Annotated in this window: 12 protein-coding genes; 7 read left to right on the top strand and 5 right to left on the bottom strand. The window is 65.5% G+C overall.

Annotated elements, in window-relative coordinates; all coding sequences use genetic code 11:
- The first annotated feature begins 36 nt into the window (after positions 1–36).
- The 5 genes from DBR47_RS02540 to DBR47_RS02520 all read left to right on the top strand — a co-directional run bounded on the left by DBR47_RS02540 (position 37) and on the right by DBR47_RS02520 (position 7,147).
- The gene (locus tag DBR47_RS02540; RefSeq protein ID WP_124446518.1) at positions 37–1,077 is read left to right on the top strand and encodes a bifunctional riboflavin kinase/FAD synthetase; all 1,041 of its coding nucleotides are present in this window, start codon (positions 37–39) and stop codon (positions 1,075–1,077) included.
- Positions 1,078–1,194: 117 nt separating this feature from the next.
- A complete protein-coding gene (gene ileS, locus DBR47_RS02535; RefSeq protein WP_124446515.1) occupies positions 1,195–4,059 on the top strand; it encodes an isoleucine--tRNA ligase in 2,865 nt (954 codons plus the stop codon).
- A gap of 3 nt (positions 4,060–4,062) precedes the next feature.
- A complete protein-coding gene (gene lspA / locus DBR47_RS02530) occupies positions 4,063–4,563 on the top strand; it encodes a signal peptidase II (protein WP_124446513.1) in 501 nt (166 codons plus the stop codon).
- A gap of 71 nt (positions 4,564–4,634) precedes the next feature.
- The gene (locus DBR47_RS02525) at positions 4,635–5,480 is read left to right on the top strand and encodes a DUF2189 domain-containing protein (RefSeq protein WP_124446511.1); all 846 of its coding nucleotides are present in this window, start codon (positions 4,635–4,637) and stop codon (positions 5,478–5,480) included.
- A 149-nt stretch (positions 5,481–5,629) separates the two neighbouring features.
- Positions 5,630–7,147 carry an ATP-binding protein gene (locus DBR47_RS02520; protein WP_124446509.1) on the top strand — a complete coding sequence of 506 codons (1,518 nt, stop codon included), beginning with the start codon at positions 5,630–5,632 and terminating at the stop codon, positions 7,145–7,147.
- A 160-nt stretch (positions 7,148–7,307) separates the two neighbouring features.
- On the opposite strand, the gene DBR47_RS02515 is transcribed toward DBR47_RS02520, so the two are convergent.
- The 5 genes from DBR47_RS02515 to DBR47_RS02495 form a co-directional block, all read right to left on the bottom strand.
- On the bottom strand, positions 7,308–8,315 hold the full coding sequence (locus DBR47_RS02515) for a quinone oxidoreductase (RefSeq protein ID WP_124446507.1): 1,008 nt from the start codon (positions 8,313–8,315) through the stop codon (positions 7,308–7,310).
- A gap of 123 nt (positions 8,316–8,438) precedes the next feature.
- Positions 8,439–9,743: a CsgG/HfaB family protein gene (locus DBR47_RS02510; protein WP_124446505.1), complete on the bottom strand. Its 1,305-nt coding sequence runs from the start codon at positions 9,741–9,743 to the stop codon at positions 8,439–8,441.
- A 134-nt stretch (positions 9,744–9,877) separates the two neighbouring features.
- Positions 9,878–10,666 carry an SDR family oxidoreductase gene (locus DBR47_RS02505; protein ID WP_124446503.1) on the bottom strand — a complete coding sequence of 263 codons (789 nt, stop codon included), beginning with the start codon at positions 10,664–10,666 and terminating at the stop codon, positions 9,878–9,880.
- Between the two features lie 4 nt (positions 10,667–10,670).
- Positions 10,671–11,567, bottom strand: a complete 897-nt coding sequence (locus tag DBR47_RS02500; RefSeq protein ID WP_124446501.1) for a DMT family transporter — start codon at positions 11,565–11,567, stop codon at positions 10,671–10,673.
- A 62-nt stretch (positions 11,568–11,629) separates the two neighbouring features.
- Positions 11,630–12,775 (bottom strand): nitronate monooxygenase family protein, encoded by a 1,146-nt coding sequence (locus DBR47_RS02495; protein WP_231512106.1) that lies wholly within the window; start codon positions 12,773–12,775, stop codon positions 11,630–11,632.
- Between the two features lie 392 nt (positions 12,776–13,167).
- Between DBR47_RS02495 and DBR47_RS02490 the strand changes: the two genes are divergently transcribed.
- A complete protein-coding gene (locus DBR47_RS02490; RefSeq protein WP_197046823.1) occupies positions 13,168–14,220 on the top strand; it encodes a GGDEF domain-containing protein in 1,053 nt (350 codons plus the stop codon).
- A gap of 250 nt (positions 14,221–14,470) precedes the next feature.
- On the top strand, positions 14,471–16,036 hold the full coding sequence (locus DBR47_RS02485; protein WP_124446495.1) for a sensor histidine kinase: 1,566 nt from the start codon (positions 14,471–14,473) through the stop codon (positions 16,034–16,036).
- Positions 16,037–16,093 lie beyond the last annotated feature (57 nt).

The raw sequence follows: 16,093 nt of genomic DNA, 5'->3' as shown, positions 1-16,093 counted from the left end.
AAGAAGGCGAGCGACGGGCCGGGCGATAATCTCGCCATGCAGGTTTTCCGCGGCTTCCACCACCCAGGCATTGCCAGCGCTTGTGCGCTGACAATCGGCAATTTCGACGGCGTTCATCGCGGTCACCAGGCCATGCTGGCCTTGCTCAAGTCCGAGGCCTCGCATCGCGGCCTGCCGACTTGTGTGATGACTTTTGAGCCCCATCCGCGCGACTATTTCGCCGCTCGAATGGCCAAGCCCGAACTCGCCCCCGCCCGCATCGCCATGCTGCGCGACAAGCTCAGCGAGCTGGAGCGCTGCGGCGTCGACCAGGTCATCGTGCTGCGTTTTGACGAGGCATTGGCTAGCTTGAGCGCCCAAGACTTCATCCAGCGCGTGCTGCGCCAGGGCCTGGGCGCCAAATACATTCTGGTCGGCGACGACTTCCGCTTCGGCGCCAAGCGCCAGGGCGATTACGCCACTCTGGACGCCGCCGGCCGCGCCCATGGCTTTGATGTGGCCCGCATGATGAGCTACGAGGTGCATGGCCTGCGCGTCAGCAGCTCGGCCGTGCGCGAGGCCTTGGCCCAAGGCGATATGGACGCCGCGGCCCGCTTGCTGGGCCGGCCCTATGCCATCTCCGGCCATGTGGTGCATGGGGCCAAGCTAGGCCGCAGCCTGGGGGCCTCCAGCCCGGCGGCGGCAGACGGTTTCCGCACCCTCAATCTGCGCTTCACCCACGACAAGCCGGCTGCCCACGGCATCTTCGCCGTGCGCGTGCATGGCTTGAGCGAGCAAGCCATCGACGGTGTCGCCTCGCTGGGCGTGCGCCCCACGGTGGAAGACGCCGGCCGGGTGCTGCTGGAAGTGCATTGCCTGGATTGGCCGACTGAGCTCGGCGCCAACGGCGGCTACGGTAAACTCGTGCGCGTGGAACTCCTGCACAAACTTCGCGATGAAGCCCGTTACGACGGGCTGGAAGCCTTGACGGCCGCCATCGCGCAAGACGTGCGTGATGCGCGCGTTTTCTTGGCCAAGCAGGCCACCTCCGGGGCGCATGAGGCCTTGCGCCGCCAAACCACCCGCGACCGAATTTGAGGCTGACGGCAGGTCTCGCCCTGCTTCTTGCGGCCTGAGCGCCGCTTCGCCCCAGCCTCCCCCTCTTCCGGCCGCCCTTTTGCGCGGACCCCCACCCGAGTTTTGCCGAGTTTCGCCATGACGACCAACGCACCCGACGACAAGAACCAGCCCCAGGACTACCGCGCCACGCTGAACCTGCCCGACACCCCCTTTCCCATGCGCGGCGATCTGCCCAAGCGTGAGCCGGCCTGGGTGAAGGAATGGGAAGACCAGGGCGTCTACAAAAAGCTGCGCGAAGCCCGCTGCGGCGCGCCCAAGTTCGTGCTGCACGACGGCCCGCCCTATGCCAATGGCCAGATCCACATCGGCCACGCCGCCAACAAGATCTTGAAGGACATGATCGTCAAGGCGCGCCAGCTGAAGGGCATGGACGCCGCCTACATCCCCGGCTGGGACTGCCACGGTCTGCCGATCGAGAACCAGATCGAAAAGACTTTTGGCCGTGGCCTGCCGCGCGACGAGGTGCAGGCCAAGAGCCGCGCCTACGCCGGTGAGCAAATCGACGCGCAGCGCCAGGACTTCAAGCGCCTGGGCGTCTTGGGCGAATGGGACAACCCCTACCGCACCATGAACTTCGCCAACGAGGCCGGCGAGATCCGCGTGCTGCAGCGCTTGTTCGAGCGCGGCTTTGTCTACCGCGGACTCAAGCCCGTCTACTGGTGCTTTGACTGCGGCTCCTCCTTGGCCGAATTCGAGATCGAGTACCAGGACAAGCAAAGCCCGGCGGTGGACGTCGCCTTCCTGAGCGCCGAACCCGACAAGCTGGCCGCCGCCTTCGGCCTGGCCAAGCTGGACAAAGAAGCCTTCACCGTCATCTGGACCACCACCCCCTGGACCATCCCCGCCAACCAGGCGCTCAACCTCAATCCCGAGCTGAGCTATGCCTTGCTGGACACGCCGCGCGGCATCTTCCTGGTGGCCGAAGCCCTGGTGGAGAAGTGCTTGGCGCGCTGGAAGCTCGAAGGTCAAGGCCAGGTGCTGGCCACCACCGTCGGCAAAAACCTGGCGATGCTGAAGTTCAAGCATCCCCTGGCCCATGTGCATGCGGGCTATGACCGCACAAGCCCGGTCTACCTGGCCGACTACGCCACGGCCGAAGACGGCACCGGCGTGGTCCACTCCGCGCCCGCCTACGGCCTGGACGACTTCCAGAGCTGCGTGGCCCATGGCATGGCCTTCAAAGACATCCTCAACCCGGTGCAAGGCAATGGCCAGTACGAGGCCGAGCTGCCCCTGTTCGGCGGCCAGCACATCTGGAAGGCTAACGCCGTCATCGCGCAGACCCTGGAGGACGCCGGCCGCCTGCTCTCCCACGTCAAGATCACGCACAGCTACCCGCATTGCTGGCGTCACAAGACGCCGGTGATCTACCGCGCCGCGGCGCAGTGGTTTGTGCGCATGGACGAAGGTGAAGGCGTGTTCGCCCAGGAAAAGCCCGCCAAGAGCCTGCGCCAGACCGCGCTGGACGCCATCGCCGAAACCAGCTTCTACCCCGAGAACGGCCGGGCCCGCTTGCGCGACATGATCGCCGGCCGGCCCGACTGGTGCATCTCGCGCCAGCGCAGCTGGGGCGTGCCCCTGCCCATCTTCCTGCACAAGGACACGGGCCTGCCACATCCCCAAACCCTGGAATTCATCAAACGCGCCGCCGACCTGGTGGAGCAAGGCGGCGTGGAAGCCTGGGCCAAGCTGGACGCGGCCGAATGGCTGGGCGCAGACGCCGAACATTACAGCAAGGGCGCAGACATCCTGGACGTCTGGTTCGACTCCGGCTCCACCTTCCAGCATGTGCTCAAGGGCAGCCATACTGGCGCCGCGCATGAGAGCGGCCCCGAGGCCGATCTGTATCTGGAAGGCCATGACCAGCATCGCGGCTGGTTCCATTCATCCCTGCTGATCGCCTGCGCCCTCTACGGCCGCGCGCCTTACAAGGGCTTGCTGACCCACGGCTTCGTCGTCGACGGCCGTGGCCGCAAGATGAGCAAGTCCGAGGGCAATGTGGTGGCCCCGCAGGCGGTGAGCGAAAAAATGGGCGCGGAAATCATCCGCCTCTGGTGCGCCTCGACCGACTACTCGGGCGATCTGGGTCTGGACGACAAGATCCTGGCCCGCGTGGTCGATGCCTACCGCCGCATCCGCAACACCTTGCGCTTCCTGCTGGCCAATGTCAGCGACTTCGACCCCGCCACCGATGCTGTGCCTCTGGACCAGTTGCTGGAGGTGGATCGCTTCGCCCTGGCACGCGCGGCGGAGTTGCAGGCCGACATCCTGGCGCACTTTGAGCGTTATGAGTTCCACCCGGTGGTCGCCAAGCTGCAGGTCTATTGCTCGGAAGACCTGGGCGCCTTCTACCTCGATGTGCTGAAGGACCGCCTCTACACCACCGCGCCCAAGTCCCTGGCCCGCCGCTCGGCCCAGACCACGCTCTGGCATCTGACCCAGGCCATGCTGCGCTGGATGGCGCCCTTCCTGTCCTTCACCGCCGAAGAGGCCTGGAAGGTGTTTGCCGGCGCAAAGCCGGGCGAGAGCATCTTCACCGAGACCTACTGGCAATTCGCCGAGCCCGACGCCGATCTGCTGGCCAAATGGGGCCGCATCCGCGAAATCCGCGAGGCGGTCAACCGCGCCATCGAAGATGTGCGCAAGACCGGCGGCGTGGGCTCCTCCCTGCAGGCCGAGGTCAGCCTGGGTCTGCCGCCCGAGGACCTGGCCCTGCTGCAAAGCCTGGGCGCGGATCTGAAGTTCGTGCTGATCACCTCGGCCGCCCAGCTGGAGTCGGCTGAAGAGTTGACGGTGACGGTCACCCCCTCCACCCACGCCAAGTGCGAGCGTTGCTGGCATTACAGCGAGGACGTGGGCAGCATCGCCGCTCATCCCGGCCTGTGCGGCCGCTGCGACAGCAATCTGCATGGCGCGGGCGAAACGCGCAAGGTGGCCTGAGCGATGGCGACTCGAAACAAACATCAAGCCACCAACCGCCTGGGCCTCTGGCTGGGCCTGGCCCTGGTCATCATCCTGCTGGACCAGTTCACCAAGGTGCTGATCCTCGGCAACTTCCAGCTGGGCGACAGCCGCTACGTCACCTCTTTCTTCAACGTCGTGCGGGTCCACAACCTGGGCGCGGCCTTCAGCTTCTTGCACGATGCGGGCGGATGGCAGCGTTGGTTCTTTGTGGGCCTGGGCGTGGTGGCCACGGTCTTCATCACCGTGATGCTGCGCAAACATGGCCAACAAACCCTGTTTGCCACCGCGCTCAGCCTGATTCTGGGCGGCGCCATCGGCAATGTGGTGGACCGCCTGCTGCACGGCTATGTGGTGGACTTCATCCAGGTGCATTGGGGCGCGCAGTACTACTTCCCCAGCTTCAATATCGCCGACAGCGCCATCACAGTCGGCGCCGTGCTGCTGATCTGGGACGAGATCCGTCGGGTGCGCCGGGGATAAACCCCGAGCCAGGCCCTGCCTGCTGGAAAGTCCCCAGTCGGCCAGGCCTTGGCCTGGCCTAATCTGCGGGCATGACGCCCACAGACACCCCACCGACACCGGCCCCCACCCCAGGCGCCAGCCCCGGCGGCGTCGACGCTGAGGCCATTCCGGCGGACAGCGTCTTTGCCATCGAACTACGCCCCCTGAGCCTGGCCGACCCGCTGCGCTGGCTGCGGGCCGGCTGGCAGGACTTTCGCAAAGCCCCCGCCATCGGCCTGTTCTACGGCCTTTGCTTTATGTTGATGGGCTGGGCCTTGATCGGCGTGTTCAACCACGCACCGGTCTATACCCTGGCACTCTCGGCCGGCTTTTTGCTGGTGGGGCCCTTGATGTGCCTGGGCCTTTATCAGGTCAGCTACCGACTGGAGGTGGGGCAAACGCCTCACCTGCTGGACTCACTCACCGCTTGGCGCCGCCGCACCGGGCAGATTGCCATCTTCGGCTTTGTCTTGCTGGTGCTGGAGATGCTGTGGGGCCGCTCGGCCCTGGTCGTGTTCGCGGTCAGCTTCAACGGCATGCCGGACTTTGCCGGCTCCATTTCCAAGCTGGCTTCGGCCGAGAACATCAGCTTCATCATCGTGTATCTGGCCGTGGGCGGTGTCTTCGCCAGCCTGATTTACGCGGTCAGCGTGATCGCCATGCCCATGCTTTTGCACCGCGAGACCGACGCCATCACGGCCGGCCTGACCAGCATGCGCCTGGTGCTGACCCAGACCGCTGTGATGTTCGTCTGGGGCGCCCTGCTGACCCTGCTGGTGGTGCTGGCCATGCTGCCCTGGTTTGCAGGCCTCATCGTCGTGGGCCCGGTGGTGGGCCATGCCAGCTGGCATGCCTACCGCCAGGCGGTGGTGGACGCGCCCTCCACAGCCAGCTGACGTCGGGCTAACGCGCAAGCGACAGCGCCGCAACAGGCTGGGTCGGCCGCATTGATTTTCACAAGAACAAGGGCTGGCGCGGGCCACAATGTAGGCCTTCAAAACATGTTTTAAGCGCCCCGCCCCAGCCTCGCCCTCTCAATGCCCTCATGCTCGACTTCTCCTGCCTGACCCATTACGACTGGCTTGATGTGCCCATGTGGGTGTATGACCCCGAGCGGCAGCGCAATCTCTGGGCCAATGCGGCGGCGCTGCGTTTTTGGCATGCGGCCAGCGCGGAGGAGTTTCTCTCCCAAGACCATGCCGATACCCCTGAGGCGGTGCGCGAGCGTCTGGCCGTCACCGCCGCCGACCATGCCCAGGAAAAAATCGTGCGTGAGCAGTGGACGCTCTACCCCAAGGGCCAGCCGACCACGGCCATGCTGGTCTCGCGAGGCATACGCACGCCGGACCGCCGCCAAGTCATGCTCTTCGCCGCAGACTCCCTGGCCAGCGGCGAGGACAAAGCCATGCTGCGTGGCGTCGAGGCCTTGCAACACACCTCGGTGCGCATCGCGGTGTTCAGCCTGCAAGACGGCAGCCTCTTGATGCGCAACCCGGCCGCCGCCCTGGCTTTTGACGGCCTGCGCAAACATCCCGAGGCGCAAAGCCGGCACAACGACTTCAGCGCCATCTTTGCCGACCCGGCCGATCTGCGCACCATCCTCGACCAAGTCCAAAGCGGCCAGAGCTTCAAGGACGATCTGGAATTGCTGACCACCCAGGGGCGCTGCTGGCATGGCGTCAATGTGCGCGCCATGCGCGACCCGGTGACCGGCCAGCAGGTCTTGCTGCTCAATGCCCGCGACATCGCCGATCTGAAAGCCAGCCAGGCCGCCCTGGAAGCCGCCCGCGAGGTGGCCGAGGCCGCCAGCGTGGCCAAGAGCAGCTTTTTGGCGAATATGAGCCACGAGATCCGCACGCCCATGAACGGCGTGCTGGGTCTGACCGAGTTAGTGCTGCAAACCGAGCTGAGTGATAAGCAGCGCAAATTCATCGAGCTGGCCCACAACTCGGCCAAGGGCTTGATGGTCATCATCAATGATTTGCTGGACGTGGCCAAGATCGAGTCTGGCCGGGTCGTCATCGAACAAGCCCCCTTCTCCCTGCACGACTGCCTGCGCGAGGCCCTGCACCCCCTGCTGCTGCAAGCGCATGAAAAAGGCATACAGCTCAATGCCCGGGTGCAACCCGGCGTACCCCAGCATGCGGTGGGCGACGCCCTGCGCCTGCGCCAGGTCTTGGTCAATCTGGTCGGCAACGCGCTCAAGTTCACCGAGACCGGCGAGGTGCGGGTCGAGGTGCAGAAGCTGGACGCCGCTGAGAGCGAGGCCGCCAGCGAATCACCCGCGCTGCGCCTGCGTTTTTCGGTGCACGACACCGGCATCGGCATGACGCGGGAGCAAATCGCCCATATCTTCGAGCCCTTCACCCAGGCCGATGGCAGCATCACCCGCCGCTTTGGCGGCACCGGCCTGGGCCTGACCATTGTGCAGCGACTGGTGCTCTTGATGGGCGGCCAGGTGCAGGTGGAAAGCCAGCCCGGCACGGGCTCCTGCTTCAGCTTTGAAGTGCCCTTGCTGCGCGATTTGAAACCGGCGGCCGAGGCCGCCGAAAAAGTCGACTAGTGGCCTGTAACGTTGAAATGGGAGTGGAAAGGCTTGCGAGATGGGCTGCATGGTAAGGCGCAAAGCACAGCGATGCCCAGCGGCATCGCGAGCATTTGCAACGCGGCCAGGCGGCTCATATCGCGAGCAAGGACGCTGCCGATTTCAGCGTTGCAGGCCACTAGGCAAGCAGCACGCTGCAGCCCGTGGTCTTGCGCGCCTCCATCTCGCGGTGGGCTTGCACCACATCGCTCAGGGCATAGCGCTGCTCCACCGGGATCTTGATCGCCCCGCTGGCCACCATGGCAAAGAGCTCATCCGCCATCGCCTGGCTGGCCTCTCGGGTGGCCAGATGGGTGAACAAAGTGGGCCGGGTCACATAAAGCGAGCCCTTGGCCGAGAGCAGGCCCAGATTGAGCGGCGGCACCACGCCCGAGGCATTGCCAAAGCTGGCCAGCAGGCCGAAAGGCGCCAGGCTGTTCAGCGAGCCCTCCCAGGTGTCGGCCCCCACCGAGTCATACACGACCTTGACGCCATGGCCCTCGGTCAACTCACGCACGCGGGCCGCGAAATCGGGCTCGCGGCGGTAGTTGATGACGTGGGCCGCACCCGCCTGCAAGGCCAGCTCGCATTTCTCATCCGAGCCGGCCGTACCGATCAGACGCAGGCCCAGGGCCTTGGCCCATTGGCAGGCGATCAGGCCCACACCCCCAGCGGCGGCGTGGAAGAGAACGGCATCGCCGGCCTGTAAACCTCCCTGCGGCAAGGTGCGGCGCAGCAGGTACTGGGCCGTCAAACCCTTGAGCATCATGGCCGCGCCGGTCTCGAAATCAATGCTGTCGGGCAGCTTGCAGACCGAGCGGGCGGGCAGCACCCGCGCCGTGGCATAGGCCCCGGGCGGCGGGCTGGCATAGGCCACCCGGTCGCCCACCGCCAGATGCGTGACACCCTCGCCCACCGCCTCCACCACACCCGCGCCCTCCATGCCCAGGGTGGCGGGCATGGGCAGGGGGTAGACGCCGCTGCGGTGATAGATGTCGATGTAATTGAGGCCGCAGGCCTTGTGGCGCAGCCGCACTTCCCCTACACCCGGCATGCCGGTCTCCACAGCCACCAGCTGCATCTGCTCGGGCCCGCCGGGGGCGTTGATGCGAACCACTTGCTCGGTCGAGGTCCAGGTACTGGTCATGGGTGGCTACTCCTGCAATCGAAACATGGGGAGGAAACGGAAAAAAGCCCGGTTCCGCAGCGTTTGCGAAACCGGGCCATCCTGCCAGGGTTTTGTCTTTTCTGCCCGCGAACGGGCATCTGTTTACTGGCGTTGGCCGCTGAAGCTGCCACCGCCCTGGATGCGCCCGGTGTAGCGCCAGGTGCCCGAGACCAGGCCGGTCTGTCCATCGATACGGCCGGTAAACAGGGCCGCGCCGGCCGTGCCATGTGCAGCCAGGTTGACATTGCCCGAAGCATCCACCCGCCCGTTCACGCCAAACTGCCCCGTCTGCTGCGAATAGCCTGTGCCGCTGACCTGGCCGTTGGCGCCCACGCTCACGGTAAACGTGCCTTGGTCGCTGCCGCTAAAGCTGCCGCCGAAATTGCCGTAGATACCCACCGGCTGCACCGGCTGAACAGGCATCACCTGAGGCGCTGCTGAACTGCTGACCCCGTTGGAAGGTCCGACCAGCGTGCGCTGCACCCAGCCGCTGAAGTTGGCGGCGTCCACCCGCACAAAGCCGTTCTTGACCTCGCCGGTCGCGACCAATTCGTCCGAGCGCTGCAGCGTGGCGACCACCTTGCTGTCGCGCGAAGCCTGCTCATAGGCCTTCACATTGGCGATCTTGGGGGCCAGCATCTGGCCGGCCACCTGGGGCGCCTCGGCCTTGGTCGAAGCGGCCGCATTGGCGTCGCCTGCGGCGCTGCTGGTCTTGATCAGCTGCGGCTGGTCGCGGATGGCCAGCACGATCTTGTTGTAGTTGTCCAGCAAGCTGGCCGCCACCATCTTGCCCTCGGGCGTCTTGGTGTAGCCGCCCGCTGCGCCCAGCGCGCCGCCGCCGTAACCCCAGCCGCCGATGCCGAAATCGGTCTTGGTCGCCTTGCCCTCGGCCGCAGCGACCTGAATGCTGGAGCGCACATCGGCCACCATCAGGCTGGTCGACGCTTCCTTGAATTTGAGGCCGCCCGCGATGGCGCCCAAAACGCCCAGGCGCCCGAACAAGGCGCCGCCGATGCCGCCGGTGTCGGAGGCTGCGACCTGCACATTGGGGGTCATGACAAAGTCGGCCGCCTGCATCTGGCCCTTGCCCACATTGGACTCATCGCGCAGCTCGCCGCTTTGGCCCAGGGCGCGTTCCTGCTGCAGGTTTTGCATGGCCACGCCGCGCTCCACCACATCAAAGCAACCCGATTGCTGAATCATCATGCGCAGCAAGGCCGAAGGCGAACCCAGACCGTATTGCGAGAGATGAGCCCAGCCGATCTGCGGCTCCACCACCGCCATCACACCCAGCTTTTTGCTGCACTTCTCCACCGTGGAGGAGGTCTCCTCGGCCAACACCTGGCCGCTGAAGATGCCAAGCAAAATAGACGTTATGCCCGCAATCCGAAATGACTTGATCAACATCTGAGTTCTTTCTTTTCAAAGCCTGGGTCCGGCCGCGATTGTGCCAAAGCCTGAAGGAATTTCGGGCCTGGTTCGCCCTCTCCCCAAAAAGTAGGACGCGCGGGCGAATCGCGTCAATTTGCCAGGCCGGGAACTCAGAAAACTCCGGGGTAAGCGCCGCCGTCCAGCAGGAGGTTCTGCCCCGTCAGATAGCCGGCTTGGGCGCTGCACAGCATGGCGCAGACCGCGCCGAATTCGGCCGCCGTCCCAAAGCGTTGGGCGGGGATGGCGGCGCGGCGCTTGGCCGCAAACTCCGAAGCACTTTGCCCGGACTTGGCGCCGCCAGCGGCCAGCGTCTTGTGCAGACGCTCGGTGTCAAAGGCGCCGGGCAGCAGATTGTTGAGCGTCACATTGCGACTCGCCAGGGCGGGCTGGCGCGCCAGGCCGGCCACAAAGCCGGTCAAGCCGGAACGGGCGCCATTGCTCAGACCCAAGACATCGATGGGCGCCTTGACCGCGCCCGAGGTGATGTTGAGCACGCGCCCAAAGCCGCGCTCGGCCATGCCGTCGACCGTCGCCTTGATCATGGCGATGGGCGCCAGCATATTGGCGTCCAGCGCCGCCAGCCAGGTCTCACGGTCCCAATCACGGAAGTCGCCGGGCGGCGGGCCGCCGGCATTGTTGATGAGGATGTCAACCTGCGGGCAGGCCGCCAACGCGGCAGCGCGGCCCTCGGGCGTGGCGATATCGCCCGCCACCGCCAGCACCTGCACGGCAGGGTTGAGGCGGCGCAAGTCGGCCGCCGTGGCCGCCAGCGCTTCAGCACCCCGCGCCGTGATGACCACATGGCAGCCCTCGGCCACCAGGGCCTCGGCACAGCCCCGGCCCAGGCCCTTGCTGGCCGCACACACCAGGGCCCAGCGCCCTTGCAGTCCCAGATCCATCGCATCACCTCCAACGCGTCAACAACCACACCCCGCCCATCACCAGCAAGGTGCCGGCCGCCACCCAGGGTGTGAAGGGCTCGCCCAGAATCAGCACGCCCATCAGAATGGTGGACATGGGACCGATCATGCCGGTCTGCGCGGCCATGGTCGCCCCGACTCGCTCGATCGCCATCATCACCATCAAGACCGGCGCAAAGGTACAGGCCGTGGCATTCAAGACCGAGAGCCAAATCACCTCGGGCGCCACCGTCTGCAAAGCACTCAGCGGCCGCAGCAGCAAGAACTGGCCTATGCACAGCAAGCAGGCCACGGTGGTGGCCAGGCCGGTCAGGCGCATGGCGCCCAGGCGCTTGACCTCCTCACCGCTGAAAACAAGGTAGAGCGCATAGCTGATCGCGCTGCCAAACACCAGCGCGGCACCCAGCAAGACATTGGCGCCTTGCAAATGCAGTTCTTGGCCGAACACCAAGAGCACGCCTGAATAGCTCACCGCCAAAGCGATCAATTGCCGCCCGGTGACCCGGCGCTTGAACAGCAGCCAGCCGAGGAACAAGACGATGGTGGGGTTGAGATAAAGAATCAGGCGCTCAAAGCTGGCGCTGACATAGGCCAGGCCGGCGAAGTCCAGATAACTGGCCAGGTAATAGCCCGAGAAGCCCAGGCCCAAGATCACCCGCCAGTCGCGCCCCGTCAACGGCGGCTTGCCGCGCCCGGCCCACCAGGCCAAGATCAGGAACAGCGGCAGCGCAAACACCATGCGCAACATGATCAGGGTGACGGCATCGACGCCGTGACGATAGGCCAGCTTGACGATGATGGCCTTGCCCGAGAAGGCAATCGCCCCCAAGGTCGCCAGCAGAAGGCCGGGCCAGAGAGCTTTGTTGGGAGCAGATGACATTGCTCCGCATTCTAGAGACCCTGCCCTGAGCGCGCCGGGCCAGGGCCTTCGTCAATCGGCAATCAAGCCGACTGCGGCAACGCAGGCGCGCCCAGCAGGCGCTGCATCAACTCACGCGCCGAACGGATCTCGGCGCCAAAAGGCAGGGCACCGGCGCCGCGGAAGAACAAGCCCTTGGCCATATCGCCACGCAGGGCGGCGGCCAATTGGTTGTCAATGCAGAACTGGCCCCAGTCCTTGAAGCCGTCGCGCAGGCCGCATTGAGCCAGGCAGTCAAAGGCCTTGGTGCAGCGATTCTTGACATGGGCCACGGCCTGCAGCTTGGGTGCCACCCGCAGATAGTTGCGCAACCAGGGTGTGCCGACGGCACGTGCCGGCAGGCCGGCCACGCTGGTGAACTCCACCAGGTCCTCGTCACGCGCCTCGGCCAGCACCCGCTTGAAGTCCAGATGCGCGTCGCATTCGGTGGTCACAGCGAAAGGCGTGCCCAGCTGCACACCGGCCGCGCCCAGGGCTTGCAGGCGCTGGATGTCCTCGAAGCTGCGCACACCGCCGGCCGCGATCAGCGGGATCTTGCCGGCGATGCCAGCCTTCTCGAAATAGGCCAGGCATTCGGGAATGACGCGCTCAAAATCAAAGCGCGGGTCGTTCAGATCTTCCACCTTGGCCGCGCCCAGATGGCCGCCGGCCAGGCGCGGATGCTCGATCACGATGGCATCGGGCAAACGGTTCTTGCGCTCCCATTTGCGCACGATCAGTTGCACGCCACGGGCGTCGCTGAGGATGGGGATGAGGGCCACCTCGGGATGCTCGGCCGCCAGATCCGGCAGGTCCAGCGGCAGGCCGGCGCCCACCACCACCGCCTCGATGCCGGCCTCCAGGGCACGCTTGATGGAGGGCGCGTACTCGGACACCGCCCGCATCACATTCAAGGCCACCAGGCCACGGCCGCCGCTGCGCTCACGCGCACCGCGTACCTCGCGCTCCAGGGCGATCAGATTGACCTCGTCGATCAAGGCCTTGGCCTCGGGGCCGGCGCTGCAGCCCTCGGTGCGGGCCATCAGATCGGGGTGATGGCGGCGCAAATCCACCGAGCTGAGCGTGCCCACCCCACCCAAGGCCGCCACGCCACCAGCCAGGCGTTGGGCACTCACGCCCACCCCCATGCCTCCCTGCACGATGGGCAGCAAACGCCGACCGCGAATCATCAGCGGCGCCAGGCCACTGCGCTCAAACAAGGGGGCCAGATCGGGATCAATGCAGGTCTGTGTCATAGCTCGCGAGGCGCCAGGATTGACTCTGGGGCGCCGGGAAAAATATTGGCAAGTCGACACCGTAAGCCTTGGCGCAGCGGCAATAGTTGACAAATATCAGGCCTGTTTCGATTGAGCCACTTTTCAGCCCTTGCCTGCGCCGCCAAGCGGCCGATAGCCCAGACGTCAGGGGTAGACGGTCACATCAGAAAGAACAGCGGCCGGCTTGGAGGATGGCTCGTTCGCAGCGCCCACGCGGCCTGCGGACGAGCGGGCTTCCAAGTTCGAGCCCGACACTCATGACCATGAGCGGCGATGTAAAGAAAAGCCGCGCCAGAAGGACTTCGATGAGATACCACGACAGCATTGCTCGTAGCGCCGAACACCTGCGCGCCGCCCTGCCCTTGATGACTCGCCAACGCACCGCCCTCCACCCGGTGAGTTATGCCGTTTGGTACGAGTTCGTACGGGCCAGCAACCCGGCCCTGAGCCAGGCCGTGCTCAAGCAAACCGCCCAGGGCGCCACCCTGGATGAGGCCCAGACCTGGGCGCTGTACCGCGAGCACATCGGTGAGAGCCTGAGCAGCAATGATGCCGAGGAGTCCAAGCTGATCAGCGAAGGCCTGGTGCGGGTGCTGGACTCGATGGCGGCCTCGGCCGCGGAGGCCGGCCAGGAAACCGCCCGCTTCGACAACTCCTTGACCAGTTGGGTGGAACAGTTGCTGGGCAGCCCCAGCCAGCAAACCCATCACGAGGTGCTGCAGGAGTTGCTCAGCGGCACTCGGGAGATTCGCGGCGCCATGGGCGTCTTGCAAAGCCAGTTGGAACAAAGCCAGCGTGAGATCGCCACCCTGCGCGACGAGGTGCAAAAAGCGCGAGGCGAGGCCTTGACGGACGCGCTCACCGGCCTGGCCAACCGGCGCGCTTTTGACCAACAGCTCAGCGCCTGCATGAGCGCGAGCCCCAGCGAATCGGAGCAAGAGGCGCCCTGCCTGGTGCTGGGCGATATCGATTTCTTCAAACGCATCAACGACAGCTTTGGCCACGGCTTTGGTGACCAGGTCTTGCGCATCGTGGCGCAAACGCTCAAGAACGTTGCGGCCGATCAGGCCCTGGCCGCCCGCGTGGGCGGGGAGGAGTTCGCCTTGCTGCTGCCCACCTGCAGCCTCAGCGAGGCCCAGCTGCTGGCCGAGAAGCTGCGCAGCACGGTGGCGGCCGGCCGCATCCGCCGTGGCAATGTGGCCCAAGACATCGAGCGCGTCACCATCTCCATGGGCGTGACCCAGTGGCTGCCCGGCGAAAGCGCCAACACTTTCTACGAGCGCGCCGACCGGGCGCTTTACGCCTCCAAGCACTGCGGCCGCAACTGCGTGACGGTGCTGGAGGCAAGAGCGGCCTGAGGACAGCAGCTTCGGTCCACCGTTTTTATGCCACTTATTGAGGCCACAAAGCGGCGTTGCAGCAACACATGACCCTCTGCGATGCTTGCACCTACACTGCAAACATCGTGTTCCATGGGTTAACGTGTTCACCATGACGCCTTATCTGCTCAGACCGACCCACAGCGCCAACACCCCCAGATCCTGCAAAAACCGCTGCCATGCCCAGCCTGCGAGTGTCAGCCTAGGCCGGGGCCGGAGGAGCTGAGCGATGCAGATGCGCCCGTCGCTGCGATTCGCCGTCGTGCTGGCTCTCTTGCTGGGCTTGCTGGTGCCGACCACCTTGGTGCTGCTGTACGACGCCCAACGCACCCGCCGCACCGCCCTGGACGATTTGCGCCGCGATCTGGCCCGCACCACCGAGGTGATGGCACTGTCCTTGGCCGAGCCGGTCTGGCAGGTCTCGCCCGATCTGGCCGAGCCCATGATCAAGGCCCAGTTCGATGACCCGCGCTTTGTCTCGGTGCTGGTGAAGGAACCCGCCACGGCCGAGCCTTTCCAAAGGCACAGCCGCGAACAAGCTCCGGGCGAGCAAGACCTGACCCTGGCCGAAACCCGCGCCGTCATGCGCGACGGCCGCCAGATCGCTTCGCTGACGGTGGAGATGAGCGCCGCCCCCCTGCTGGAGATCAAACATGCGGAGATGCTGCGCACGCTGTGGCGCAGCATCGCCACCCTGACCTTCTCCCTGGTGCTGATCCTGGCCGTGATGCAGCGCCGGGTGCTGCGCCCCATGACCCAGCTGACCCAGGCCGCCGAGGCGCTGGCGGCCGGCCAGCTGGACAAGCCGCTTAATTTGGGTGGTAGCGATGAGATCGCCCGAGTGGGCACGGCCATGGAGCGCATGCGCCGCTCCCTGCTGGAGGCTTTTGAGGCCCTGCGCCTGCATGCCAACACCTTGGAAGATCAGGTCGAGCAGCGCACCGTCGAGCTGACCAGCGCCAACGACGATTTGCTGCAGGCCCTGGGGCATCTGAAGACCGCCCAGCACGAGTTGGTGGAGTCAGAAAAGCTCGCCTCCCTGGGCCGCCTGGTGGCCGGCGTAGCGCATGAGTTGAACACCCCTCTGGGCAATTCGCTGACCGTGGTGTCCTCGCTGGAAGACCGCTACCGCCGCCTGGAAGAGATGCTGAACAGCAGCACCCCCATGCGACGCAGCCTCTTGGAAGAGCTGGTGCGAGACACCCGCCGCGGCCAGGACATCTTGCAGCGCAATGTGCAAAAAGCTGCCGATCTGGTGCGCGACTTCAAGCAGGTGGCGATCGACCAGACCACCGATCTGCGCCGCGAGTTCGATCTGGCCCAGGTGGTCGAGGACGTGCTGGTGATGGTGGAGCCCAGCTTCAAGCACACGCCTTACCTCATCAAGGAAGAGCTGAGCCCAGGCATCATGATGAATAGCTACCCCGGCTCCCTGGGCCAGGTGCTGACCAATCTGCTGATCAATGCCCTGGTCCACGGCTTCGAGGGGCGCGAGAGCGGCGAGGTCAAGGTGCGCTGCGAGCGCCTCAGCATCACCGAGGTGGAGCTGAGCATCAGCGACAACGGCATTGGCATGGAGGAGTCGGTACGCCGCCGCATCTTCGACCCCTTCTTCACCACCAAGCTAGGCACGGGTGGTTCCGGCCTGGGCATGCACATCGTGCACAACATCGTCACCCATGTGCTGGGTGGGCAGATCGAGGTTTTCAGCAGCCCCGGCAGTGGGGCCCGCATGGTGATACGCATGCCTTGCGTGGCACCCCAGCGAAGCACGACCAGCGACGCCTTGGGCTGAACCCTAGCCCCGGGGCGAAGGCCTCCCTCCCTCGTCACCAACCGTCACACAAGCGGT

It is taken from the genome of Paucibacter sp. KBW04 (genome assembly GCF_003852425.1).
GTDB lineage: Bacteria > Pseudomonadota > Gammaproteobacteria > Burkholderiales > Burkholderiaceae_C > Paucibacter_A.
This window is presented reverse-complemented; position numbering and strand designations above follow the sequence as displayed.